The organism is Methylobacterium sp. C1, assembly GCF_001854385.1.
GTDB classification, from domain to species: Bacteria; Pseudomonadota; Alphaproteobacteria; order Rhizobiales; family Beijerinckiaceae; genus Methylobacterium; species Methylobacterium radiotolerans.
Window position 1 is genome coordinate 1,480,004 of record NZ_CP017640.1, and the last position, 24,825, is coordinate 1,504,828.

22 protein-coding genes and 1 pseudogene are annotated in these 24,825 nt (G+C 71.1%); 11 read left to right on the forward strand and 12 right to left on the reverse strand.

The features are described 5' to 3' along the window. The first annotated feature begins 132 nt into the window (after window positions 1-132). The 6 genes from rplM (at window position 133) to BKE41_RS07035 (ending at window position 6,674) form a co-directional block, all read left to right on the forward strand. On the forward strand, window positions 133-594 hold the full coding sequence (gene rplM / locus BKE41_RS07010) for a 50S ribosomal protein L13 (RefSeq protein WP_012318175.1): 462 nt from the start codon (window positions 133-135) through the stop codon (window positions 592-594). A 2-nt stretch (window positions 595-596) separates the two neighbouring features. Beyond that, window positions 597-1,082 carry a 30S ribosomal protein S9 gene (gene rpsI, locus BKE41_RS07015; RefSeq protein ID WP_070998883.1) on the forward strand — a complete coding sequence of 162 codons (486 nt, stop codon included), beginning with the start codon at window positions 597-599 and terminating at the stop codon, window positions 1,080-1,082. A gap of 171 nt (window positions 1,083-1,253) precedes the next feature. Beyond that, window positions 1,254-2,204: an N-acetyl-gamma-glutamyl-phosphate reductase gene (gene argC / locus BKE41_RS07020; protein WP_012318177.1), complete on the forward strand. Its 951-nt coding sequence runs from the start codon at window positions 1,254-1,256 to the stop codon at window positions 2,202-2,204. A 118-nt stretch (window positions 2,205-2,322) separates the two neighbouring features. Further along, complete coding sequence (locus BKE41_RS07025; RefSeq protein ID WP_070998885.1) at window positions 2,323-3,666, forward strand: coagulation factor 5 8 type domain-containing protein; 1,344 nt, start codon at window positions 2,323-2,325, stop codon at window positions 3,664-3,666. A gap of 79 nt (window positions 3,667-3,745) precedes the next feature. After that, window positions 3,746-4,993 (forward strand): hypothetical protein, encoded by a 1,248-nt coding sequence (locus BKE41_RS07030; RefSeq protein ID WP_070998886.1) that lies wholly within the window; start codon window positions 3,746-3,748, stop codon window positions 4,991-4,993. Window positions 4,994-5,015: 22 nt separating this feature from the next. Continuing rightward, entirely contained in the window at window positions 5,016-6,674 is a 1,659-nt protein-coding gene (locus BKE41_RS07035; protein WP_070998888.1) for a GDSL-type esterase/lipase family protein, read from the forward strand. 49 nt (window positions 6,675-6,723) lie between these two features. On the opposite strand, the gene BKE41_RS07040 is transcribed toward BKE41_RS07035, so the two are convergent. The 5 genes and pseudogenes from BKE41_RS07040 to BKE41_RS07060 all read right to left on the reverse strand — a co-directional run bounded on the left by BKE41_RS07040 (window position 6,724) and on the right by BKE41_RS07060 (window position 12,828). Further along, window positions 6,724-9,129, reverse strand: coding sequence for a glycosyltransferase (locus tag BKE41_RS07040; RefSeq protein WP_070998889.1), 2,406 nt, complete (start codon window positions 9,127-9,129; stop codon window positions 6,724-6,726). 195 nt (window positions 9,130-9,324) lie between these two features. Further along, window positions 9,325-9,741: a hypothetical protein gene (locus BKE41_RS07045; protein WP_070998891.1), complete on the reverse strand. Its 417-nt coding sequence runs from the start codon at window positions 9,739-9,741 to the stop codon at window positions 9,325-9,327. A gap of 606 nt (window positions 9,742-10,347) precedes the next feature. After that, window positions 10,348-10,983, reverse strand: a pseudogene (locus BKE41_RS31985) (DedA family protein); the annotation flags it as partial. 79 nt (window positions 10,984-11,062) lie between these two features. Further along, window positions 11,063-12,070 carry an NAD-dependent epimerase/dehydratase family protein gene (locus tag BKE41_RS07055; RefSeq protein ID WP_058607941.1) on the reverse strand — a complete coding sequence of 336 codons (1,008 nt, stop codon included), beginning with the start codon at window positions 12,068-12,070 and terminating at the stop codon, window positions 11,063-11,065. After that, window positions 12,067-12,828: a hypothetical protein gene (locus tag BKE41_RS07060; protein WP_070998893.1), complete on the reverse strand. Its 762-nt coding sequence runs from the start codon at window positions 12,826-12,828 to the stop codon at window positions 12,067-12,069. The genes BKE41_RS07055 and BKE41_RS07060 overlap by 4 nt, the downstream gene beginning before the upstream one ends. Window positions 12,829-13,049: 221 nt before the next feature. On the opposite strand from BKE41_RS07060, the gene BKE41_RS07065 reads away from it, so the two are divergent. The 5 genes from BKE41_RS07065 to BKE41_RS07085 all read left to right on the forward strand — a co-directional run bounded on the left by BKE41_RS07065 (window position 13,050) and on the right by BKE41_RS07085 (window position 18,883). Then, on the forward strand, window positions 13,050-14,939 hold the full coding sequence (locus BKE41_RS07065; RefSeq protein WP_070998894.1) for a glycosyltransferase family 61 protein: 1,890 nt from the start codon (window positions 13,050-13,052) through the stop codon (window positions 14,937-14,939). Window positions 14,940-15,091: 152 nt separating this feature from the next. Then, window positions 15,092-15,505: an FdtA/QdtA family cupin domain-containing protein gene (locus BKE41_RS07070; protein ID WP_070998896.1), complete on the forward strand. Its 414-nt coding sequence runs from the start codon at window positions 15,092-15,094 to the stop codon at window positions 15,503-15,505. Further along, window positions 15,502-16,599: a DegT/DnrJ/EryC1/StrS family aminotransferase gene (locus tag BKE41_RS07075; protein ID WP_070998898.1), complete on the forward strand. Its 1,098-nt coding sequence runs from the start codon at window positions 15,502-15,504 to the stop codon at window positions 16,597-16,599. Before BKE41_RS07070 ends, BKE41_RS07075 begins: the two co-directional genes overlap by 4 nt. A 110-nt stretch (window positions 16,600-16,709) precedes the next feature. Then, window positions 16,710-17,303 carry a GNAT family N-acetyltransferase gene (locus BKE41_RS07080; protein ID WP_070998899.1) on the forward strand — a complete coding sequence of 198 codons (594 nt, stop codon included), beginning with the start codon at window positions 16,710-16,712 and terminating at the stop codon, window positions 17,301-17,303. A 62-nt stretch (window positions 17,304-17,365) separates the two neighbouring features. Next, a complete protein-coding gene (locus BKE41_RS07085; RefSeq protein ID WP_083374302.1) occupies window positions 17,366-18,883 on the forward strand; it encodes a glycosyltransferase family 61 protein in 1,518 nt (505 codons plus the stop codon). Window positions 18,884-18,913: 30 nt separating this feature from the next. On the opposite strand, the gene BKE41_RS07090 is transcribed toward BKE41_RS07085, so the two are convergent. From BKE41_RS07090 to BKE41_RS07120, 7 genes are all read right to left on the reverse strand, one after another. After that, window positions 18,914-20,065 (reverse strand): DegT/DnrJ/EryC1/StrS family aminotransferase, encoded by a 1,152-nt coding sequence (locus BKE41_RS07090; protein ID WP_070998903.1) that lies wholly within the window; start codon window positions 20,063-20,065, stop codon window positions 18,914-18,916. A gap of 90 nt (window positions 20,066-20,155) precedes the next feature. Beyond that, entirely contained in the window at window positions 20,156-20,815 is a 660-nt protein-coding gene (locus BKE41_RS07095; RefSeq protein ID WP_070998905.1) for an acetyltransferase, read from the reverse strand. Further along, entirely contained in the window at window positions 20,812-21,549 is a 738-nt protein-coding gene (locus tag BKE41_RS07100; RefSeq protein ID WP_245295912.1) for an SDR family oxidoreductase, read from the reverse strand. The genes BKE41_RS07095 and BKE41_RS07100 overlap by 4 nt, the downstream gene beginning before the upstream one ends. 4 nt (window positions 21,550-21,553) lie before the next feature. Continuing rightward, entirely contained in the window at window positions 21,554-21,781 is a 228-nt protein-coding gene (locus BKE41_RS07105) for a hypothetical protein (protein ID WP_012318193.1), read from the reverse strand. Then, the gene (locus tag BKE41_RS07110; RefSeq protein WP_070998907.1) at window positions 21,778-22,818 is read right to left on the reverse strand and encodes a ketoacyl-ACP synthase III; all 1,041 of its coding nucleotides are present in this window, start codon (window positions 22,816-22,818) and stop codon (window positions 21,778-21,780) included. The genes BKE41_RS07105 and BKE41_RS07110 overlap by 4 nt, the downstream gene beginning before the upstream one ends. Continuing rightward, window positions 22,811-23,128 (reverse strand): hypothetical protein, encoded by a 318-nt coding sequence (locus BKE41_RS31085; protein ID WP_012318195.1) that lies wholly within the window; start codon window positions 23,126-23,128, stop codon window positions 22,811-22,813. The genes BKE41_RS07110 and BKE41_RS31085 overlap by 8 nt, the downstream gene beginning before the upstream one ends. After that, window positions 23,094-24,701, reverse strand: a complete 1,608-nt coding sequence (locus BKE41_RS07120; protein ID WP_070998909.1) for an HAD-IIIC family phosphatase — start codon at window positions 24,699-24,701, stop codon at window positions 23,094-23,096. Before BKE41_RS07120 ends, BKE41_RS31085 begins: the two co-directional genes overlap by 35 nt. Between the last annotated feature and the right edge of the window lie 124 nt (window positions 24,702-24,825).

Genomic DNA, 24,825 nt, shown 5'->3' on the forward strand with positions numbered 1-24,825 from the left:
CGTCCGGGGCCGTCTATGGACCCGGCACCGCCGCCGCGTGTACCCCACGCGGCGGCTCGTTTTTCGGCACCCCGATGTCCGCGGATCCCGACGCGTCGGGGTCCGGTCCGTCGGAACCCCTGGGATTTGGCTATGAAGACCACCTCGCTGAAGCCCGCCGAGGTCGACAAGAAGTGGATCGTGATCGACGCGGAGGGCCTCGTCGTCGGCCGCCTCGCGTCGATCGTGGCGATGCGCCTGCGCGGCAAGCACAAGGCCGCCTACACGCCCCACGTCGATTGCGGCGACAACGTCATCGTCATCAACGCCGAGAAGGTGAAGTTCACCGGGCGTAAGTACAATCAGAAGAGCTATTTCTACCACACCGGCTATCCGGGCGGCATCAAGGAGCGGACTGCCAAGTTCATCCTCGAGGGCCGGTTCCCCGAGCGCGTGGTGGAGAAGGCCGTCGAGCGCATGCTGCCCCGCGGCCCGCTCTTCCGCCAGATCCTCGGCAATCTCCGCGTCTACAAGGGCACCGAGCACCCGCATGAGGCCCAGCAGCCGCAGGCGCTCGACGTCGGCGCCCTCAACCGCAAGAACGTGAGCGCTTGATCATGGCGACCCTGCAGTCCCTCGCCGACCTCAACCGGTCGAACACCGGCGCGGTCGACCCCGCCAACGAGGCCCCCGTCCACGTCCAGAAGCTGGACGCGCAGGGCCGCGCCTACGCCACCGGCAAGCGCAAGGACGCGGTCGCCCGCGTCTGGATCAAGCCCGGCAACGGCACGGTCACGATCAACAAGCGCCCGGTGGAGACCTACTTCGCCCGCCCGGTGCTGCGCATGATCCTGCGCCAGCCGCTGGAGATCGCCGGCCGCGTCGACCAGTACGACATCACCGTCACGGTGACGGGCGGCGGCCTCTCCGGCCAGGCCGGCGCGGTGCGCCACGGCCTGTCGAAGGCCCTGACCTACTACGAGCCGGAGCTGCGCGCCCCGCTGAAGCGTGAGGGCTTCCTCACCCGCGACGCCCGCGTCGTCGAGCGCAAGAAGTACGGCCGCAAGAAGGCCCGCCGCAGCTTCCAGTTCTCCAAGCGTTAAGACACCCGGTCACACCGGTGTCACGGAGAGGGCGGCTCCTGCGGGGGCCGCCCTTTCGCGTTTTCAGGCCGCGGCACGGCCGTTGACAGGCTGTCGCACCGCGCGCACCTGATCCCCGGCCGCGGTGCCCGACTCGGGCGGCGAGGCACATTCGAGAGAGCGAGACGAGCGATGTCTGGCGCAGGCGCGACGAAGCCCACCGTGTTCATCGACGGCGAGGCCGGCACCACCGGTCTCGGCATCCGCGAGCGCCTGGAGCGCGACGGGCGGGTCGCCCTGCGCAGCATCGCGCCGGAGCACCGCAAGGATCCGGCGGCGAAGCGCGCCCTGCTCGCCGAGGTCGACCTCGTCGTGCTCTGCCTGCCGGACGAGGCCGCCAAGGAGACCGTGGCGCTGGCCGACAGCCTGCCCGGCGGCGGCCCCCGCGTCCTCGACGCCAGCACCGCCCACCGGGTCGCGGAGGGCTGGACCTACGGCTTCCCGGAGCTGACCCGGGAGCAGGGGGCGGCGGTGGCGCGCGCCCGGCGGGTCGCCAATCCCGGCTGCTACCCGACCGGCGGCGTCGCGCTCCTGCGGCCGCTGGTGGAGGGCGGCCTGATCCCGGCCGACCACCCGATCAGCGTCAACGCGGTCAGCGGCTACAGCGGCGGCGGCAAGAGCATGATCGAGGCCTACGAGCAGGGCACGGCGCCGCCGTTCCAGCTCTACGGTCTCGGCTTCGCCCACAAGCACCTGCCGGAGCTGCAGCGCTACAGCGGGCTCACCCGGCGGCCGATCTTCGTGCCGTCGGTGGGCAACTTCCGGCAGGGCATGCTGGTGAGCGTGCCGCTCCACCTCGAGACCCTGCCGGGCCGGCCCAGCGCCTCCGACCTCGAGGCGGCCCTGCGCGACTGGTACGCCGGGCAGCCCCTGGTGCAGGTCGTGCCGGGCGCCGCCACCGGCGCGCACCGCGAGAAGATCGAGCCGGAGGATCTCAACGACACCGACCGGCTGGAGCTGCGCGTGTTCGGCTCGGCCGAGCACGGGCAGGCGGTGCTGGTCGCGCGCCTCGACAATCTCGGCAAGGGCGCCTCCGGGGCGGCCGTGCAGAATCTGGGGCTGATGCTCGGGCTCGACGGCTAGCCCACGGGCGCCGGCGCCCGCCCGCGCACGCCCGGGTGACGGGACCCGGGCGCCCGCCTCGACAGAGTGTGGGTCGGGGCACGGGCCCCGGACCGCTCCCTTCGCACCGCGAGACGCGATGAACGGCGACCTGATCGATGCGGCGTTCGGCCGGCCCTGGCACCGCGCGGACGCCGCGGCCGGCGCGACCGATCACCCGGCCGGCGCACCGGGCTTCCAGGTCGATCTCGGCTTCCGCTGCCCGATCCGCCGCGTCGAGATCGCGGCCATCTCGGCTTCGCCGCCGCGCCTCGCCCTCTCCGACGACGGGCAGGCCTGGCGCGCGGCCGACCTCGACGCGGCCCGGAGCGGGCCCGCGACCCTGGTGCTCGCCACCGGGGAGGGCGCCTGGGCGCGCCACGTCCGCGTCACCCCGGACGGCCCCGCCGGAGGCGCGCCGCCGGAGGCGCGGGTGCTGTGCGACCGGGCGGATTTCGACCTCATCGCCCTGCGGCGCGTGCTGGACGTGCCCTTCGACATGGCCGACGAGCGGCCCGGCGCGAACGTTTACGTCTCCTACCGCCTCGTCGGCGCCGAGCGGCCGCGCTCCCGCGCCCTGGTCGGGCTCGCGCTCTACGAATGCGGCGCCTTCGGCAACTGCCTGATCCAGCTGCTGCTCGCCATCGGCATCGCCCGCAACCTGAACCTGAAATACATCAAGCTCCCAGCCGCCGACCGGAGCGAGGTGATCGGCCTGACCGGCCCGCTGACCTGCGGCGGCCTCACCTTCATCCCCGGCTCGGAGCCGCTGCCGGAGGCGGGCGCCTTCCTGTCGGGGATGTATTTCGACCTCGGCATCCAGCAGCTCGCCGGCACCCTAGGCCCCGACGAGACACGGGACATCGTGCGGACCTGCATCCGGCCGCTGTTCAACCGTCTGCCGGCGGAGATCCCCGCCAAGCCCGACGACGAGCTGCTGATCCACATCCGCTCGGGGGACATCTTCAGCACCTGGGTGGCGCCGACCTACCCGCAGCCGCCGCTCGCCTTCTACCAGATGGTGATCCGGCGGCTCCTGGCAGAGGGCCGCATCACCCGGATCAAGATGGTGTTCGAGAACCGGCTCAATCCGGTGATCCCGGTGCTGGAAGCGTGGATCGCCGAGATCGGCGTGCCGCTGACGACCCAGAGCGGCACCCTCATCGACGACGTCGCGGCGCTGATGAACGGGCGCTACCTCGTCTTCGGGCTCGGCACGTTCGGGCCGGGGGTCTGCCAGCTCTCCGAGCACGTCGAGCAGGTCTTCTACTTCGCCTCCGGCTGGCCGCAGCATTTCAAGAGCATCCCGACAATCGGGCGGGTCGTGGAGGTGCTGGACGTCGCCGGCGGCTACACGAAGGTCGGCGAGTGGGACAACTCGCTCGAGCGCCGCGCGCTGATGCTCGAGTATCCGGCCGAGAAGCTCGCGTTCGACGACGCCTGAGCCCGCCCCCTGCCGGGGCCGCCTTGCCGAAGCCGGCAAAACCGGTGACAAGCCCTCGAGCCACCGCCGGAGGACAGACTTGGCCAGCGCTGACCCATCCCCGGAAGCCCTGCGCGTCAACGCCTTCGACATGCACCGGGCCGAGGTGGTGACGCGGCTGCGGCGCCGGCTCCGGCCGCGCCACACCACCCTGGTCAGCTTCGCCGCCAAGTACCACTACGTCGAGAGCCAGCGCCGGCTGGTAGCCTCGGCCGCCGCCACGGGCGATTTCGACACGATCGAGAGCTGGTCCCCCGACCGGCTGCGCGAGACGCCGTTCTACCGGGAGCACCGGGAGATCCTCGACCGGTCCCGGGGTGCCGGCAACTGGGCCTGGAAGCCCTACGTCATCGCCGAGGCGCTGGAGAAGCGCCGCGACGGCGACTTCATCGTCTTCAGCGACACCGGCATGCAGGCGGTCGGCGACGACCCGCTGCCGCCGGTGGCGCCGCTGCTCACCTGGCTCGACGGCTCGGAGCGCCGGGTCGCGGTGGGCGTGCTGCACGGCAAGCCGCAGCGGGCCTGGACCAAGCGCGACTGCTTCGTGCTGATGGAGTGCGACGCGGCGCGCTACTGGGACGCCGACCAGATCCAGGCCTCCTGGATCGCCTTCATGGTGAGCCCCGCCACCCGCCGGCTCGTGGCCGAGTGGCTGCGCTACGCGGGCGATCCGCGGGTCGTCACCGACATCCCGAACCAGATGGGCCTGCCGGATCTCGAGGGCTTCATCGACCACCGCTTCGATCAGAGCATCCTGTCGAACCTGATCTACAAGCTCGACCTGGAGATCCCGCCCCTGCGCCAGCCGTCCAAGCAGATCCGGACGCTGATCGACGAGCTGGAGATGGACACGCTGGTGGCGACGCGCCCCTCCGAGAACATCGCGCTGGGCAAGACCTGGACGGCGAGCTCCGCCTCGCCCTGGTCGGGCACCAGCGGCACCTACGGCGAACGCACCACCGGCGACCCGTCGTTCTTCTTCCACACCGGGCTCGACCGGAACCCCTGGTTCGTCCTCGACCTCGGCGCGGTCGAGCGGGTCTCGGAGATCCGGATCTACAACCGCTGGGGGCAGCTCAGCGAGCGGGCGCAGCTGATGCGGGTCTGGCTGGGCGAGACCGAGGGCGACGACTACCGCCTCGTCTTCGACGCCGTGGACGCCCACTGCCATCCCGGCCTGCCCCTCCACCTCCGGTTCGACAACGCGCGGTTCCGCTACCTCAAGATCGATCTCGACGAGGAGCAGCACCTGCACCTCGACGGGATCGAGGTCTTCGCGGCGCGCTGACGCCGCCCCGGATCGCGACGGCATGAGCACGCCGATGCAGGACAAGCCGCTGTTCCCGTTCGGGCCCTTCCTATTCCTGGGCGATTCGGTGACAGCCGGATGGACGGCGCAGAACCCGCCCCTGTTCTCCGGACCGCAGGCCGTGGGCCGCGGCATCGCCGGCCAGTCGGTCCGGGACACGGCGCGCCGGCTCCGCTCGGAGATCGCCCTCTACGGCGCTAAGGGCCTGCACCTACTCTGCGGCCGCGACGACATCCTCGACGGCGCGCGCACGCCCACGCTGGACGGCATCGTGGCCGATATCGCCGCGATGCTGCGGGACACAAGCGACCTGTACGTGCGGACCTGGGTCGGCTCGATCGCGCCTGTCGATCCGACCGCGCCCGGAGCGGCCGGGCGGCCGATTGCGCTGATCGGCGCGGTGAACGCGTGGCTGCGCGACCACGTGCAGGAATACGGGGCCCACTTCATCGACTACGATCCCGTCCTGGCCACGGAGACGGGCGCGCTGCGGCCCGACTACAGCGACGACGGGATCGGCCTCAACGCCGCCGGCCGCGCGGCGCTCGAGGCGGCGACGCTGGCGGTTCTGACGGTTCCGGATCTGGAGCCGATCTGGCCGCCGCCGGAGAGCGAGGACGCCGCGCGCCGGCGCAAGTTCCTGCACCATTTCGGCTATCTCGACTCGAACACGCGCTATCCGAGCCCGTTCATCCAGTTCGCCGGCAAGCCGGGGGCGAGCCATTACGGCGTCCCGTTCGACGCGGACGGCTTCCTGAACGCCGTCCCGATCGTCGCGCGCAAGCCGGAGGGCGAGACCCGGATCCTGGTCGTCGGCGACTCGACCACGATCGACGGCGGCGACATCGCCAACACCCTGCCGGGCCGCCTCGAGCGGATCCTGCGGGCGGGCGGCCTCGACGGCGCGAAGGTCTACAATTTCGGGGTGATGTCGAGCTGCCTCACGCAGATGACCCACCTGATCTGGTCGCGCCTCGTGACCTACAGCCCCGACGCGATCCTCGTGCTCAGCGGCAGCACCGACCTGTTCCAGCCCTGGACCTACGATCCCCGGCCGGGCCACCCCTACAACGCCTTCATCACCCAGCGGCTCTACGACCACTTCTTCGACACGCACGATCCCCGCGCCCGCGAGGACGGCCTGTCCTACGAGGCGCTGATCACGCTGATCTACGAGGAGTTGAAGCGGCTGCGGGCCGAGGTGGGCTGGCAGAGCCCCGGCTGGGAGGACGCGATCGTCCACCATTACGAACTGGCGGCGCACCGGCTGACCAAGCTGTCCCACGACCACGGGGTGCCAATCGTCAGCGTCCTGCAACCGACGATCCTGCGCAAGCGCCACCTCACCGAGGTGGAGCGCGGCGTCGCCTCGGGGGCGTTCCTGGCCTATCTCGACCGTCAGTACGCCAAGCTGGAGGCATTCACCGCGCAGCTCGCGGCGCGGCGCCCGTACCGGCGCACCTTCACGGCCCTCGACCTCAGCGGCATCTTCCGCGACCGCGAGGAGGGGACGTTCTACGACGTCGTCCACTACGACGATCCCGCCCGCGAGATCGTCGCGACCCGCTTGGCCGCCGAGATCCGCGGCGCCCTGGACCGGGCCCGCACCCGCACGCCGCTGGCCCGGGTGCGCCACCTCCTCGGCGGTCGGCGGCGATAGGGCCGGCTCGAAGGGCGCCACCCCGCGTGTCGCGACGCCCCGCCCGCGATCAGCCGCGCTCGGCCGCCCGCTTCACCCGGTGGGTGAAGATCACCGAGAGCCAGGGCACGACCTCGTGCTCGACCTCGATGGAGAGCAGCACTTCGAGGTGGAGCGCGTAGGGCAGGGTGAAGCGGAAGCCGCAGCGGGCCTCCTCCATCGTGGTCGGCAGGTCGCCCAGCACCGCCGCGATCACGTCCGGCCGGTGGACGTCCGCGGGGATGCGCTGGACCTCGCCGTCGGCCTCCACGATCAGCGTCGCCTTGGCGCGGCTCGCCGAGACGACCCAGCCGGCCAGCACCACCTGCCCGTCCTGGATCTCGGCCCAGACCCGGTCCTGGGGGGCCTCCAGGTTCGCGCGGGCGAAGGAATCCGGCAGCTCGCCGTCGAGCTCGGCCACCGTGCAGCCGACCTCGTACTTCTCGAAGCCGCGCCCCTCGCCGAAGATGGCGGCGAACTCCTTCTGGTACTGCGCGATCCGGGCGTTCTTGATGTCTTCCGGCAGGCCCGACCACTGGCCCTTCTCCTGGACCGTGTAGACCGAGAGCAGCTCCCGCAGGAACGCGATCCGGCCCTTGTCGGCGACGTAGAGGTTCATCAGCCAGTCGGCCGCCGAGGCGTTCGCGTAATAGGCTTCCGGCACCCGGCGCAGGGCCTCGGCGCGGTAGAAGCAGCACGAGAAGTTCGCGGTGAGCGGCGAGTTGGCCAGGACCGGGAAGCTGATCGTGCCGGTCGGATAGCGGCCCTGCTCGTCGTGCGGGACGTAGGAGCCGGTCGCCGGGTAGTGGAGCAGCACCCAGTTGAAGCACATGTCCAGCTTGCGGTCGTTGCGCAGCATCCGCATCTGCATCGCGATCTTGCGGTCCGACAGCCAGTAATCGTCCGCCTCGCAGAAGGCGACGTACCGGCCCGTGCAGGCGGCGAGGCAGTCCTGCATGTTGCGCAGCATGCCGAGATTGTGCGGCCGGGGCCGCACCGCGATCCGCTCCGGGTCGCGCGCCCGGTAGCGCTCGACGATCTCCGCGGTGCCGTCGGTCGACTTGTCGTCGCCGATCACGACCTGCAGCCGGAACAGCCCGCGCTGGCCCAGCACCGCGTCGAGGCAGCGGCCGATATCGGCGGCGTGGTTGTAGGCCGTGACGATGACGCTGACCGTGAGCTGCTCCATGAGCCACGCGCGCAGGGCGTCGGGGTCGCCGGTGAGCGCCTCGGGGGCGTCGAGGCCCATATCGTGCAGGGCCGTCCGGGCGATGTCGGGGTTGGCGTCGATCAGGCGCCCGAGGCTCGGCACGTCCTCCTCGTCGAGATAGGCCTCGGCCAGCCGCCGGAAGATCGATTTCTGCGCGGCCTCGTAGCCCGCCGCGTAGCGGCCGCCGAAATGGCCGCGCAGCTTGCGGAAGAACGCGATCTCGGAGTTGCCGAGCTTCTTGTGGCGGGCGAGCTCGGTGGCGTAGGTCGCCCACATCCCGGCGGCGTGCTTGCGGTAGACCGCCATCACCTCCGGCAGGAAGCCGACGCGCCCGACCTCGGCGTGCATCAGGTGGACGTACCAGTCGCCGGGGGCGATGCCCTCGTCGAACACGAACGCCTCCTCGCCGTGGTAGCGCCAGCGGTAGAGCACGCTGTTGGTCTGGACGAAGTTGTGCGCCACGAGGTCCGACAGCGACGGCTGCGGGCTGCACTGCTTCGGGTACAGCTCGTCGACCCCCGGCATGTCCTCGTAGACGACGCGCACCCGGTGGAAGCAGAGGGTGAATTCCGGGCGCGCCCGCAGGAAATCGACCTGCCGCTGGAGCTTGCGCGGGTCGGTCCAGTAATCGTCGCCCTCGCAGATCGCCACGAACTCGCCGCGGGCGCGCGCCGCGAGGTCGGCGAAGTTCCGGTTCGGCCCGAGATTCTCGCTGCGCAGGACCGCCACGAGGTTGGGGTGGCGCGCGGCGTACTCGGCGATGATCTCGGCGGTCCCGTCCGTGGAGCGGTCGTCGCCGACCAGCAGCTCGAAGGGAAAGTCCGTCGCCTGGCCGAGGATGCTCTCCAGCGTCTGCCGGATGAAGGCCGCCTGGTTGTAGCTGATGCACAGGACCGAGACGACCGGCCGGTTCCAGGCCGGCGCGGGCTGGGTCTCGGCGCGCGCCCGGATCCAGGCCGCGAAGGGATTGACGAAGCTGCCGTCGAAGGTCTCGTCCGGCGGCGCGGTGAAGTCGGCCCGGGGCCGGCGCCCGAGCCGGGCGCCGTACTTCACGTAGTGCTCGAGGGGCGACAGGTCGGTGAGGCCGACATCGGGATAGCGCGTCGCGTAGCCGATATGGTCGAACAGGCCGCTGGCGTAGATCGTGGCGAAGTCGTCCTGCCAGGGCTCGAGCGCGGGCGGAGCCGTGGTCGAGCCCGGCGCGCTCGCGCCTGCACCGTCCTGCATCGGTCTGATCCCTCGCACGCGCCCCGTCCGGCCGCTCCCTAGATCACGGGGCGGGGAGGGTCAACGCGGCCGATAGAGACGATCACGAAGTCTATCGGCCGTTCTTCTGACTTTATACTTGTCTCGATCGATCACGGATCGGGTAAAGACTTTCGAGAGAGTCATCCCGCCGCGCACCCGCGCCGTCGACCGGTCTCACAGCGTCGAGGGCAGGCGCGCCTCCTCCGACCCGTGATTGTAGTAGTGCATCATCGGATCGGCCCCGGCATTGGCGACGTCGTCGTTGCAGGCGAGGTAGAACTGGCGGTCGAACAGGCCGGATGTCTCGAGCCACGCGAGCATCGTCGGCTCGGGGACGACCGGGGCGCGGTCCGGGGTGGCCTCGGCGGCTTCCCGGTACAGGTGAGCGAACCGGGCGATCCGGGCCGCGACCTCCTTGGCGGCGGGGCGGCGCACCGACGAGGCGACGACGCTCGACTGCTCGCCGGGGCGCCGGCGCTGGAGATCCGCCTCGGCGAGGCGCACCAAGCGGGCCAGCTCACCCTGCGCCTCCTTGAGCCGCGCCTGGGTCTCGGCAAGCTCCGCCCGCAGCGCCTCTACGTCCTCGCCCAAGGTCGGCTCCGTCTCAGTCGCGGGGCCCGACGGGTCTCGGGCACGCGGCCGCCGGCGGGATCGGCCGGAGGCCGGCGCGACGGGGCGCCCCTGTCGGGTCGAGGCCGGCTGTACGATCGGCTCCGGGACCGGTCAACCCTGCACCGGGAGCGCGAGGGCCGTCCGGCGCGGCGGTCACGCCGCCAGCCCGACGGCCTCCTCGGACTCCGCGTCGGCCTCGTCCTCCGGACGCGGGAGCCGCCGGCCGACCACCAGGAGGAGGAGGGCCGGGACGACGAGGATCAGGGCGATGCCGAGGATCCCGACATGCCCGATCAGACGTCCGTAGAAGCCGCCGGTGACGCCGTCGTGCCAGGAGATCACCGCCATGCCGGCGCCGGCGGCGACGAGCAGCACGGGGATCTTGAACCACAGGGGCCAGGGCGCGCGCCGGGTCCGGACGGCCGCGCGCGCGGGGGCCTGCGGCGCCGCGCGCGACCGCTGGGCCAGGAGCGCCTCGATCTGATTCTGGAACTCCGCCTGGACGGGGCTGTCCGGGTCCACGCCGCCGCGCGCCGGGACAGGCCCCGGGACAGGCTCGGCCCGCGCCTCGCCGAGCCCCCCGCCGAGCGGACCCGGGATCTCGGCCTCGGCGGCGACCATCAGGCGCGCCTCGTGCCGGCGCATGAACAGCCACAGGGCGACGGCGCCCAGGAGGACGAAGGCCAGCAGCCCGAGGCCGACCGGCCCCATCACGTTCTCGATCGACCGGCCGCACAGGTAGGCGCCGAACCCCATGATCGAGGCCCAGGCCACGCCGCCGAGGGCGTTGAAGGCCATGAAGCGGCGCGCGTCGAGCTTGTTCACGCCGGCCAGGACGGCCGCGTAGGCCCGGAGCATCGCGGTGAAGCGGCCGAAGAACACGATCTTCCCGCCGTGCCGGCGGAACAGGTACTGGCCGAGCTTGAGCCGGCCGTGGTCGAGCCCGATCAGGTGCCCCTTGCGCAGGAGCAGGGGCAGGCCCCAGCGGCGGCCGACCCAGTAGCCGGCATTGTCGCCCAGGATGGCGGCGGTCGCGGCGATCGCCACGACGACGGCGATGTTGATGTTGCCGGTGCTGCCCGCGTAGGCCGCCGAGGTCAGCAGCACCGTCTCGCCGGGCAGGGGCAGCCCGGCGCTCTCCAGGGTGATGATGACGAAGATGGCCAGGTAGCCGTAATGCGCGATCAGGTCGGCGATCGGCAGATCGTGCAGGAAGGACATGGGGTCTCCTCGCGGATCGGTGCCGCGCGCTGTCGCCGACAAACGTGGCCGCTCCGGGGCGGATCGACGATCCGGCCGGTCAGCCGGTGCCGGAGGGCGCGCCCGCCGCCCGCGACCGCGCCAGATGGGCGCGCATCCACGCGATGGTGCCGGTGAGCCCGGCCTGCAGGGGGACGCGGGGCTGCCAGCCGAGCTCCGCCCGGATCAGCGCGGTGTCGAGCACGTTGGCCGGCACGTCGGCGGCGCGGCTCGGCCGGTGCAGGCAGGGGAGGTGGTCCCGCCCGAAGGCCGCCTTCAGCTCGGCGATGACCTGGTTGACGCTGAGGCCCCGGCCGCTGCCGACATTCAGCACCTTGTGCGGCCCCCGGTAGGCGACGGCGCCCAGGAAGGCGTCGCTGACGTCGTCGATGTGCAGGAAGTCGCGCACCACCGCGCCGGTCCCCCAGACCTCCAGCGGCTGGTCGGTGAGGACGCGGTGGATGTAGCTGCCGATCAGGCCCTGGTGCTTGGTGCCGAGCTGGAAGCGTCCGTACGGGTTGGCGATCCGCAGGATCTGGTAGTCGATCCCGTGCAGGTGCCGGTAGAGGTGCAGCGACTTCTCGATCATCAGCTTGCTGATGCCGTAGGCCGAGATCGGGTCGGTCGGCGCCCGCTCGGGGATCGGGATGGCGCCCGGGATCCCGTAGATCGCGCCCCCGGAGGACGCGAACACGAGCTTCCCGATCCGGGCCGAGCGGCAGATCTCCAGGAGGTGCAGCGTGGCGATCGGCGCGGCCGAGAGCTCCGCCGACGGGTCGCGGTTGGAGCTCTCGGGGATCGAGCCGGCGATCAGGTGGAAGACGACGTCCTGCCGCTCGACCGCGTTGGCGAGGGCGAGGCGGTCGGAGAACTGGCCGGACACCCGGGCGACGCGCCGGTCCAGGACCTCGGCCTGCGGGTGGCTGCGGCTGAAGCACGTGACCTCGGCGCCCGCCGCCGCGAGGCGGTTGCACAGGTTCAGCCCGAGGAACCCGCCGCCGCCCAGCACGAGGCAGCGGGCGCCCGCGAGCCCCGGCCCGGGCGGCCCGCCGGCGGCGTCGCCGCTCACGGCCGCGGATCGGCGGGGCGGGCCCCTTCGGGCCCGGCCTCGCCCGCCGCGATCAGGCGCTCGAGCAGCGTCCGGGCTGTGTCCTGCAGCGCGCGCCGGGTCGGCTCCAGGGGCGCCTTGCCGGAGGCGCGGGCCGCCGCGTAGGCCGCCGCGTAGGAGGCGTCCCAGCCGGCGGAGAGGATCGGCTCGCCAGCCGCCTCCAGATCGTCGCGGATCGCCGTCCAGGCCGCCCGCTGGGCGGCGTCCCAGGCCGCCGCCCGCACGGAGGGGCCGGTCTGGCGCAGGGTGAGGTTGGCGATCGCCGCCCGCTTGCGGGCGCGTCGGAGGTCGTCGCACAGCCCGGCGAGGTCACTCAGATCGCGGATCTCGGGCAGGCCGGCCAGCACGTCGGCCTCGACGTTCAGCTTGGCGAGGTGGAACCACGCCGGCAGGTGAACGCGGACGAGCCAGTCGGCCACCATCCCGGCCCGGCGCCGCTCGACGGGTTCCGGACCGCGCGTCCCGACGAGGCGGGGGAGGAGCGGGAGGATGAGGCCGTCCCGCTCCTCCTGGGGCAGGCCGTCGCTCCAGGTCCGGACGAAGGCGGCGATCACGGGGGACGCACAGGCCGGCCGGTCCGAGAGCGGCTCGCCGGCGAGATGGGCGACCGCTTCCATGGCGCACAGCGCCCCGTCGCGACCCGCCTGCCGGCCGGCCGCAAGCGTCCGGACCGCCGCGATCCGATCACCGTCGATCTCGAGACTCCCCGACTCCGGCATCCGAAGGCCTTCCCTCTCCCATCCGCGCCGGACCGTCGCCGCCGCCTCCGGCCGGCACCCGAAGCCCCGACCGGTTCGGGATGGGGATTTACCAGTTCCGCGGCGGGACGCTAAGGGTGGGCTCCTGCCACGACGCCCGATGCGCGGCCCGCACCTGCCGGCGGCCGTCCGAGGTTGGCACCACGTCGAGGCCGGGAACGGGCCGGTCGAGCGCGCAGAACATGTCACACTTCCTGGACCTGATCAGAGATCATCGCGGCGGCCAGGCCGACCTGATCGCGCGGCTCGGCGCGCTCGCGGCCGATCCGGAAGCGGCGGGGACCAGTCCTGGCACGATGATCCGCCATCTCGACGCTCTGGCATTCCGGCTGGACGGGGGCGGCGCGCCCGATCTCGCGGCCCAGGCCTACGACCTCGCGGCCACCCTGGCGGGTCGCGACGACGGCCGCTGGGCGCTGGCCGCCGCGGAGGCGCGCCTGCGCGACCTCTGCGCCCGCGGACGCTTCGCCGAGGCGGATCCGGTCGTCGCGCGGCTGCGCGCCGCGGACGCGAACCGGCTGCGGCCCCGGGTTATGGAGGACCTGATCGACCGGGCGTGGCTGCTGGAGCTGCGCGGCGAGGCCGAGGCGAGCGTCCAGTGCTACCGCCTCGCCCTGGACCTCAACGGCGGCGCCCCCGGTCTCGTCTCGCGGGACGGGGACCTGCTCGCCAAGAAGATCAAGAACCTGCGCCGGCTGCAGCTCGACGCGCTGATCGAGGCCGGCGACTTCGACGCGGCCGTCGCGCTGCACGAGACGACCCGCCGGCTGATCGGCGCCGGCCCCCTGGCCTGCTACGACATGGTTGCCGCCGCGTCCCTGGCCGGCCGGCCGGGCATCGACTACGCCGAGCTTCGGCCGCCCAGGCCAATCCAGGCACCGGAGCTCAAGTTCACCGAACCGCCGCCGCCCCTCACCTCGGAACCGGGGGACCTGGAAGCGCCGAGCCAGTACCTCGCGTTCGTCGACGGCTGCCACGCCTTCCCGCGCAGCAACCTCGTCGTGAAGGACGGCCACCTGATCTACGACCTCGCCGCCCATCCCCGCCGGCGGGACGTGCTGCTCCAGGACGGGGTCAACCCGGACCAGATCGTGATGGCGGCCTTCGGGGAGAGGCGGGCCCTCGTCGAGGTTCCGGAGGACAGCCTGTCGATCGAGGCCGGCCTGTCGATGTTCGGGCTCCAGAGCCGGAATTACGGCCACTGGTTCTGCGAGTTCGTCCCCCGCATGCTGGCCTACAACGACCCGCGCTGCCCGGACGGCATCCCGCTCTGCATCGACGACCACATGCCGGCGACCCACGAGGAGGTGGTCCGACTCCTCGACACGCGCGACCGCCCGATCATCAAGCTGCCACCCCGGCCGGTGGCGTTCGGCCGGCTCGGCCTCGCGCCGGTGCCCGCCTTCTTCCCGTTCGAGATGCGGCCGGGGCAGCGGGTCTACGACACGATCTGGCCCGCCGACATCCTGGTGGATCTGCGCACCCGCATCCTCGACAGCGCCCGCGCGCGCGGGGCCCTGAGCGGCCGCACCGGCCGCCGGCTGTTCATCTCGCGCAAGGCCTTCGCGCAGCGCCAGCTCGTCAACGAGGTCGAGATCGCCGAGGCGCTCAGGCCGCACGGCTTCGAGGTCATCACCCCGGAGACGATGACGTTCCTCGAACAGGTCGAGGCGTTCTACGCCGCCGACATCATCGTCGGCTCGTCGAGTTCGGCGCTCACCAACGGACTGTTCTGCCGCCCGGATTGCCGGATCCTCGGCTTGATCCACGCCAACCTGAGCTTCAATTTCCGGGGCTATACGAGCTTCATCGAGGCGGGCGGCGCGCGGATCACGTTCCTGCGCGGTGCGACCACGAACGAGGACGGTCACGCCTTCCACGCGAACTATCGCGTGTCACCCCAGGCCGTTACGGCGGCCGTCGCCGAACTGGAGCCGACGGCGCGCATGCCTGCTAGCCCTGCGCCTGCCGCAACCCTGCCCGCGCCGCCATTCCAGACCGCACTGGACAGACCTTCTCTGCTCCGACGGGTGGTCCGGGCACTGCCCTTCGCCTCGCGTGCCGATTCCTGAGCCACCGTTGCGGACCGGTCCCTGCCGGCTTAGGACGGCCCGGCGCGGGAAGCTGTGCCGGCATGCGCAGCAGAGCCACATCAGGTCCACGGGCCGCAGTATCGGGCTGACATTGTCGCCCGGCGCGCACAGGATCCGGGCTGGAGTTTTCCATGGATTTGACCGACGAGCCGCATCTCATCGAATTTCGCCAGATCCGAGATCCGCGCGGCGCCCTTACGCCCATTGAGGCGGAAGCGGATGTGCCGTTCCCGATCCGGCGCGTCTACTTCATCTACGACGTCTCCGACGGCGCCATGCGGGCCGGACACAGCCACAAGGCCCTGCATCAGGTCCTGATCGCAATATCCGGCAGCTTCGTTGTGCATCTCGATGACGGCGAGAAACGCCAGAGCTTCCGGATGAGCCGTCCCAATGTGGGCCTCTACGTCCCGCGCATGACCTGGCGCGATATCGACGAATTCTCGGGCGGCGCGGTCTGCCTTGCTCTCGCCTCGGAGCGATACGAGGAGAGCGACTACTACCGGGATTACGACGCGTTCCTCCGCGCCAAGGGTTTGCAATGAAGGTTCCGTTCCTCGATCTGAGCCGGACGCACGACACGATCCGCGCCGATCTGGACGCGGCGTGGCACCGGATCCTCGATCGCTCGCGCTACATCCTGGGTGAAGAGGTCGAAGCCTTCGAGACCGAGTTCGCCCGCTATTGCGGGGCCGAGCACGCCATCGGCGTCGCGAACGGCCTAGACGCCCTGCACCTGATCCTGCGGGCCCACGACATCGGCCCGGGCGACGAAATTCTGGTCCCGTCGAACACCTTCATCGCCACGTGGCTCGCTGTCAGCCAAGTCGGCGCAACGCCGGTGGCCGTCGAGCCCGACCCAGCCACGTACAACATGGACCCGGCGGCCGCCGCGCGCGCGGTCAACGGGCGCACGAAGGCGATCATTCCGGTTCACCTCTACGGCCAGCCGGCCGACATGGTGGCCCTGCGCGACCTCGCCCGCCGTCACGGCCTCCTGTGCATCGAGGACGCCGCCCAGGCCCACGGCTCGACCTTCGACGGCTACCCAGCGGGCAGCCTCGGCGACGCAGCGGCCTTCAGCTTCTACCCGGGCAAGAATCTCGGCGCTCTCGGCGACGGCGGCGCGATCACGACGTCCGACAGCGCGATGGCGCACAGGATGCGCGAGCTCGCGAATTACGGCTCGAGCGAGAAGTATATCCATCGCCAGAGGGGCCTGAACTCGCGCCTCGACGAACTTCAGGCCGCGTTCCTGCGGGTGAAGCTGCGCCACCTCGATGCCTGGAACGCGCGCCGCCGGGCGATCGCGCAGACCTACCGCGATGCCCTCGAGGGCTGCGGCCTTGCCCTTCCGCAGGTCGATCCGCGCGCCGAGCCGGTTTGGCACCTGTTCGTCGTCCGCACGGAGCGCCGCGACGCCCTCGCGGCCCGGCTGAAGCAGGACGGGATCGACACGCAGATCCATTATCCGATCGCGCCGGCCGATTCCAAGGCCTACCGCGACGCGCCGAAGCTCGGCTCGAGCGAGCTCGGCCGGACACTCGGCCGGGAGATCCTCAGCCTGCCGATCGGCCCGCACCTGAGCGACGAGGAGGTTCAGCACGTCGTCGCGGCGTGCCGCGAGGCGGCCCTCTGATCCGCGCCCACGAGATAGAATCCGTGACCGGGACGCCCCGCCTTAACCGGCAGGCAGGAGCGCGCCCGCGAGGACGAACATCGGCGAGGCCGCAGAGGCCGGAGCGCAGCATGGACAGCCCACGCAGAGATCTCAGTGCCTGCGGGCATCTTCGCGCCCTCGACCCGCGGGCGCGAACGCATTTCCGCTTGGTCGACGTCGCGGACGCCGCCTTCATCTTCGACCTCAGACAGGATGCCGCGATCGGCCGCTACCTCAATAAGCCCGCGCCTACCGTGGCGGAACAGGCGCAGTGGATCGAGGCGTACAAGTCGCGGGAGCAGCGGGGCGAGGATTTCTACTTCGTCATCATGCACGAGGGCCGGCGACGCGGCCTAATCCGGCTCTACGACATCCAGAGCCTCGAGGGACGTGACTCCTTCTCCTGGGGCAGCTGGATCATCCCGCCGCCGCCGGTACCCGGCCTCGCAAGCTACTCGGCCCTCGCCATCTACGAGATCGGCTTCGCGGGCTTCAGATTCGACCAGAGCCACTTCGATGTCCGGAAGGGCAACACGAAGGTCCTCGGCTTCCACACCAGCACCGGTGCGAGGATCGTCTCGGAGGACGCGGAGAATTTCTACTTCGTCTTCGAGCGCGACCGCTACGCCCGCCTGCTGGCCGACAAGGCCGACGCGGCCCGCCACCATGGAGCGATCCTATAACGGGCCGGGCCGGTGTCGCACGGGACCGGCGCGCCGCTGAACGGGATGCAGGACACACCCCGATGAGCCAATCACCCAAACCCATGAAGATCTGGCTGGCCCGGGCGCTCGTCGACCGGCAGTTCTACCTGAGCCGGTATCAGGACGTTGCGCTGGCGGGGGTCGATCCGGTCGCGCACTTCGCGGAGTACGGGTTCCGCACCCCGATGCGGTCGCCGAGCGACCGCTTCGAGAAGGCGTTGCTCGCCGGTTCCGCGCTGCTCGTCGCGGTTTCGATCCTGTTCGGCGTCGTCCGGCCGGATTTTCTCGATCTCCTGCGCGAGCACATCATCACGCTGCAGGGGCGCGGCAGGAAACTGCGCCCGTTCCTGTACCTCATGGTGTTCCGCATCTACGCGGCCATGCAGGCCGCGGAAGTCGGTCAGCCGCTGACGATCGTGCGAATCTACGCGGACGCTCCGTATGCCGAAGCGCGGCGCATCATCGCTCCCGAGGGGGATTTCGCGTTCACGGACCCGGACGTAATCCTCTCGGAGCAGCCAGCCCGGCACAGGACCGTGAAGCGGCCGAGCCTCTGGTGCGCGACGATCGACCAGGCTCAGGTCTTCGGATCCCTTCAGATTGCATCGCGCGGCACGTTCCTGGTCTCCGAGCCGGCGGCGGATCCGCAGTTCAGCTTCGTGGCCGGACAGCATGAGTTCCTGACAACCCATCCGCTCAATCGGATCCGATCTCGGAAGAGCGCCTTCGCCCGCCTGCCCGACACCGCGGAGATGAACGTTCCGGAAGCGATCCTGCTGGGCGGCCGCTGCGGCGTGAACTATTTCCATTTTCTCGTCGAGTACGTCACCAAAGGCTTCATCATCGAGCGGTTGCCCGAGCTCGACGGCCTACCGCTGATCGTTCCGGACGACCTGTATCCGCAGGAGCTGGAACTGCTGGAGATCGTCTTCCCGGGTCGAGCGCTGGTGCGCCACAGGCGCGGGACCCGGATCGACGTCGCGAAGCTGCACGTGCCGTCGACGATGACGTACGTGCCGGATTGCCCCAAGACGCCGTTCTGGCAGGTCTCGGCCGTCAACCATGACAGCCTGGCCTGGCTGCGGGACCGGGTCCTGGCGGCGATCGCCATCCCGACCGGAACGCCGCGGAACAGGAAGATCTTTCTGGCGCGGTTCCAGGGCCGGAACATCGAGAACGCGGAGGCGGTCACCGAGATCTTTAGGGCGAGCGGGTTCGAGATCGTCGACACGGCCAAGATGACCTTCGCGGAACAGGTCGTCACCTTCGCGACCGCGTCCCATATCGCCGGCCCGGTCGGCGCCGCCTTCTCGAACCTCATCTTCTGCGCGCCCGAGGCCAAGATACTGGGCATCGTCTCGCCGTTCGCAGTTCAGATGTCCCTGTTCAAGAGCCTGTCGGACTTCGCGGGCGCCCGGTACTACGCGCTGCCGGGGACGCACCCGCAGTTCAGGGCGAGGATGGACGTGCGGCGCCCACCCCTGCACGTTTCCCACGGCAGCTTCAGCGTCGATCCAACCTACCTGTCCGACGCGCTCAAGGTCTTCCGCGAGGCCTGATCGGGGCGGCCCGCCGCTCTGACTGGCCGGTCAGCGCCGGTCCGGCCCCGTCATCACGGCGCGGAGCGCGGCGCAGACCCGCTCGGCCGCGTCCACGCCGAGATCCCCGAACAGGGGGAGGCACAGCACCTGCTCGCCGACCCGGTTGGCCACCGGGAGGTTCTCCCGCGCGCTGCTCGGCAGGTCCCGGTAAGGCCCGTAATCGCTGCACAGCGGGTAGAAGTAGCGGCGCGCGAACACGTTGTAGTGCTTCAGCCCCTCGTACACGGCGTCGCGGGCGATGCCGGCCTCCCGCGGGTCGATGCGCAGGCAGTAGTACTGGAGACTGTCCACCGCTGGGTCGGCCAGCTTGGGCCGCGTCACGCCGGGCAGGTCCGCGAGGTGCCGGTCGTAGACTTCAGCCACGGCCCGGCGCTTCAGCTTCTCGCCGGCGACGGCGTCGACGAGGCAGAGGCCGAGGGCCGCCTGCAGCTCGTTCATCTTGCTGTTGATGCCGACCGCCGGGACCGACACCTCGTTGGCGATGCCGAAGTTCTTCAGGAGCTCCATGCGGCGCTTCAGGTCCGGATCGTTCATCACGACCGCGCCGCCCTCGGCCGTGTGGAACAGCTTCGTGGCGTGGAAGCTGAACATGGTGGCGTCGCCGTAGGCGGCGATCGCGCGCCCCTCGACCCGGGTCCCGAAGGCGTGGGCGCCGTCGTAGAGCACCTTCAGCCCGTGCTTGCGGGCGATGCGCTCGATGGCCCAGACGTCGCAGGGATTGCCGTAGACGTGGACGGCGAGGATGCCGGTGGTCCGCGGGGTGATCGCAGCCTCGATCCGCTCCGGATCGAGCGTCATGGACCGCTCCTCGATGTCGACGAAGACGGGATCGATGCCGTGCCACGACAGCACGTGCGGCGTCGCCGCGAAGGTGAACGGCGTCGTGATCACCTCGCCGGACAGGTCGAGGGCCTTGACGGCGGTCATCAGCGCGTTGGTGCCGTTGTTGAACAGCGCGATGTGGCCGTCGCCCAGATGTGCCTGGAGGCGCCGCTCGAGCTCCACGTGCTGCGGGCCGCCGTTCGACAGGACGGCGCTGCTCCAGATCGCCTCCAGATGCCGGGTAAACACCGCGAGTTCCGGCAGCATCGGGCGGGTGACGTAGATCGGCTGCTCGAACGGCCGCGGCTGCGCGCTCATGATGACTCCTGCCGATGCGCGGACCGGAGCCCGTTCATCGCGAAACGAATAGCTTAGTGTGGCCGACCACGCCCAGCAAACGCGCGCCCATCAGGCCTGACCGGCCGGCTTCGGCGCCGGGGCGACGATGTCCGCCCGGGGCCAGATCGTCGCGTCGTCGGGCAGGGCGCGCAGGACGTTGCAGCCCATGCCGACCGTGACGCCCTGGCCGAGGGTGAGGCCCTGCAGAACCTTGGCGAGCGGCCCGACGAGGCTGTCGGCGCCGATCGTGCAGCGGCCGCCGACGAAGGCGCCCGGCGAGATCGTGGTGTTGTCGCCGACGACCGTGTCGTGGCCGACGATGGCCGCCGAGTTCAGCACGCAGAAGCGCCCGAGCCGGGCATCGGCGTTGACGATCACCCCGTGCGCCACGAAGGCGCCGGCGCCGACCGCGACGTCCGGGCTCACGATCGCGCGGGGCGAGACCAGGGCGGGGCAGGGGAGGCCGTGCCGGTCGAGCCACGCGATCAGCTCGGCCCGCGCCCGGATCGCGCGCCGGCTCACGCCGCCGACCGCCAGCACGACGCCGTCGAACTCCGCCCGGTCGGCGAGCAGCGCGTCGAGATAGCCGCGGTACCGGCCGACCTGGACCTCCGGAGAAGTGGAGTAGGTATCCTCGACCGTGTGGCCGAGGGCGCGCGCGATCTCGGCGATCTCCTTGGAGAATCCGCCGCCGCCGATCAGCGCGAGCCGCTGCCCAGGCCCGGTCACAGCACGGCCCCGCCATCGACGCGCAGGATCTCGCCGGTGACGTGCCGGGCCTGGGGCGACATCAGGAACGCGATGGCGTCGACCACGGATTCGACGGTCGCGGCGCCCGCGGGGCTGCGCTTCTCCAGCGCCTCCTTGAACTCCGCGCCGTACAGGCGGGCATGGGCCTGGGTCATCTCGGTGTCGAGCCAGCCGGGGGCGACGCCGACGGCGCGCCGGGGGGCGAGTTCCCGGGCGAGCCCCTTGATCAGGGCGTCGAGCCCCGCCTTGGAGGCGGCGTAGGGCACGATCGCCGGCTCGGGCCGCTGCGCCGCCACGGACGAGACCGCGCAGAACACCGCGTCGCGGGTCGAGACCCGGGCGCTGCCGAAGGCGGCGGCGAACAGGGTCGGCGCGACGAGGTTGGTGCGGTAGAGGCGCTCGACCTCCTCCACGCCGAGGCTGCGCATCGGCTTGATGACTTGGACGCCCGCGCAGTACACGAGCCCGGTCAGGAGCCCCCGCTCGGCCACGGCCGCCTGCAGCACGCCGCCGATCGCCGGCAGGTCGGTGACGTCGGCCGCGACGGCGGCGCAGCCGAGAGCCTCCAGCTCGGCGAGCCGGTCCGCCCGCCGGGCGAGGGCGGTGATCCGCGCCCCGCCCGCGCGGAGGCGCTCGGCGACGGCGCGGCCGATGCCGCTGCTGGCCCCGACGACGAGGACGTGCCCCCCCGGCTCCGCGATCGGCTCCGACATCGGCTCAGGCCTGCAGCTTCGCGCCGGCCAGCGCGATCAGGTCGTCGGTGGTCGCCGCCCCGGCGATCCGCTGCGGATCCACCTCGAGGCCCAGCGTGTCGTAGAGCGCCATGATGTTAAGGATGCCGAGCGAGTCGAAGGTCTCGATCGCCCCGAGGCTCTGCCCGCGGGCGAGCGGCCCCGGCTGGTCGAGGATCGTGCCGAGCTCGTCCAGGAATGCGCCCTCGGTCATCGGGTGGTCTCCTCGTAGGTCATGACCGGGGGCGCGAAGATCCGGTCGGTGGTGATCGTGCAGGCTCCCCAGCTCAGCCCGACGCCGAAGCCGGCGAGCAGCGAGCGCACCCGCCGGCCCGCGTAGGCCTCCGCGAGGAAGCCCGAGATCGTGCCGGGGATCGAGGCCGAGTTCTGGTTGCCGTAGACCGACTGGGTGCCGGTCGGGAGCTTGCTGTCGTCGAGCCCCAGGCGGCGCTGGAGGTTCTTGAGGATGTACTTGTTCGGCTGGTGCAGGACCAGGAAGTCGACGTCCTCGGCGCGCGTGTCCGAGAAGGCCAGGATGCCCTCGATCAGCGGCGGGACGCGCTTGAGGGTGAAGTTGAAGACCTGCGCCCCGTCCATGTGCATGGTGCCGGGCTTGCCCGCGTCCTCGGCGTCGGCCCGGAGGCCGCTGTGCGGGATGAACAGGGCCTTCTCGCCCGAGCCGTCGCTGTGGAGCTGGAAGAAGCTCTCGCTCTCGCGCCGCTCGATCAGCACCGCGGCGCCGGCGTCGCCCATGATCGGCGTGATCGACCGGTCGCCGGTCGCGACCATGCGGCTCGCGACGTCGCCGACGCAGAGGAGGACGCGCTCGAGGCCGGATTCGACCAGGCTGTAGGCGACCGACAACCCGTAGACGAAGCCGCTGCAGCCGAGGCGGATGTCGAAGCAGAGCGTGTCGGTCCGCATGCCGAGGCGGTGCTGCATCCCGATCGACGTCGACGGCGAGCTGTAATCCGGCGTCTGGGTGACGAGGATCAGGCCGTCGACGGCGTCGGGCTGCAGGTCGAGGCCGCGCAGGAGGTGGCGCGCCGAGTGCAGGCAGAGATCCGCCGTCGTGGTGCCGGGATCGGCGACGACGTGCCGGGTCGAGAAGCCCATGGCCCGCTTGAGGCGCTCCGCCTCCTCGGGGGCGAGCCCGAGGGCGGCCGCCTCGTCGTCGAAGGCCTGGACGCGCGCGCCGACCGTGGTGACGAGCCCCGCGAGGGTCGCGCGCGAGAACCGCAGGTCAGCCATGCTCGACCGTCTCGGCGACGTAGTCGATCCAGCCCTGGAAGCGGCGGAGCGGCGACTTCGTGCTGTCGAGGATGCTCTCGTTGGCGAGCGGCACGTAGCGGCCGACCGTCCGCTCGATCTCGGATTCCGTCTCGAGGAGGAGCTCGACCACCGCGAAGGAGTCGAGCCGCTCGTACACGTCGTCCTCGGGCCCGGGATTCTCCAGGTCCGGGCGCCCCCAGGTCTCGACGAGCCGCGCGAAGGTGGCGCGGGCAGCCGCCTCGACGGCGCCGCGGTCACTCCGCGACGATGTGGATGTAGGGGGTGTCATCCGGTCCTCGTGTCAGTCGGTACGTCTTGCCCTCGGGGCCAGCGCTGAGGGGTTCGAAGCCGTTGTCGTCGAGGAAGCTCTCGACCATCCGGTTCTTCGCGCTCGGGCGATACTGGGCCTTCAGGTCCCGATCACCCTCCTGCTGGCAGACGTGGCGCAGAATTTGGGCCTCGATGCGGCGTCCGAGGGCCCGGCAGCTCATCAGGAACGTCTCGAGCTCGCCGCCCCGGACGATGGCGACCCCGACGATGCCCATGTCGCCGAACCGGTCGACCACCCGGGCCGCGTAGACGCCGCCCTCCCGCATGGCGGTGGCGACCTCGTCCTCGGTGTAGCGCCGCGTCGTCAGGTTGAACTGGTTGGTCTTGTTGATCAGCTGCGTGACCCGCCGCAGGGAGCCCGGGTTGTTGCGGGCGACGTGCACCCGGATCTCGAGGGAGGCGAGGTACTCGTCCATCGAGGCCGCGGAGCGCTGCAGCTCCTGGCGCTGGGCCTCGCCGCGGTACTGCTCGGTCTTGGCCAGATCCTCGGCGGTGACGTTCCGGGCGCGCAGGGACGCGATCCCGTCGAGCAGGGTCAGCGCCTGCTCGGGGCGCGTCCGGTCGAACAGGTGGCACTCGACCCCGGGGAGCCGGGCGCGCACCTCCTCGATCTCGAAGGGGTTGTCGTCGAGGAAGATGAAGCTGTCGAGGCCGAGGTTCAGGGTCGCCGCGAGGTCGCGGATGTTCTCGCTCTTCTCCGTCCAGTTGCTGCGGTAGGCCACGAAATCGTCGAGGCGGAGCGGCATCGCGCGCTGGGCGAAGACCGCGCGGAAATCCTCCTCGTTGTTCTTCGTCACCGCGCAGAGCAGGATCCCGAGGCCCTTCAGGCGCAGGAGCTGGCGCTGGAGCTGGGTGTGGACGATCCCCGGATAGTCGCTGTCGACCTCCAGGTTCTCCACGCCGTCCTCGCCGACGACGCCGCCCCAGAGCGTGTTGTCGGCGTCGACCACCACCACCTTGCGCCGCGCCCGCAGCCGCGCCGCGACGGCGTCGGCGTAGCGCTCGTTGAGCGCGTCCACGGCGGCCGGGGCGTAGGGCATCTGGTACATGTACCGGTTGCGCTCGCGGAAGGCGTTGGCGAAGCCGAGCAGCGCCAGCGCGCCGGCGGCGTCGACGACGCTGACCCGCTCCTGCGCCCGGGCGAGGTCGAACAGCACCGCGTTCACCCGCGCGAGCGCCTCCAGCTGGTCGTGGAGGTCGCTCTCGACGGACGAGACCGGCACGAACGGCACGGTGTTGAGGATGATCGTCCCCGGCGCGCGGGCGAGACGCGCCGAGACCAAGTCGGCGAGGCCGCGCGCGCGGGCGACGGCCGCCTCGTCCGGAGCGACGTCGAAGAACCAGCGGTGGTCGAGATGCACGATCAGGACGTCGGCGGCTGCGGGTCCCGCCAGCACCTGCTCGATCTGTCCGATGGGGAGATGCTCGCACGAGACCGTGGCGAGATCCGCGAGGCGGCCCGCCACCTTCCCGAACGGGTTGGTGACGACGTTTCCGACGAAACCGATCGACAGGGCGCGAGCCGTGGTCATCCTCGATACCGGTCCCTGCGACACCCTGCGGATGCCTGCCCTCCGGCGATCGACCGGCCCCTTTCCGTGCGTGCGAGCGCCGCCCTCTTGCGAGATCGCGTGTCATAAAGCAAGGGGCCGGGCA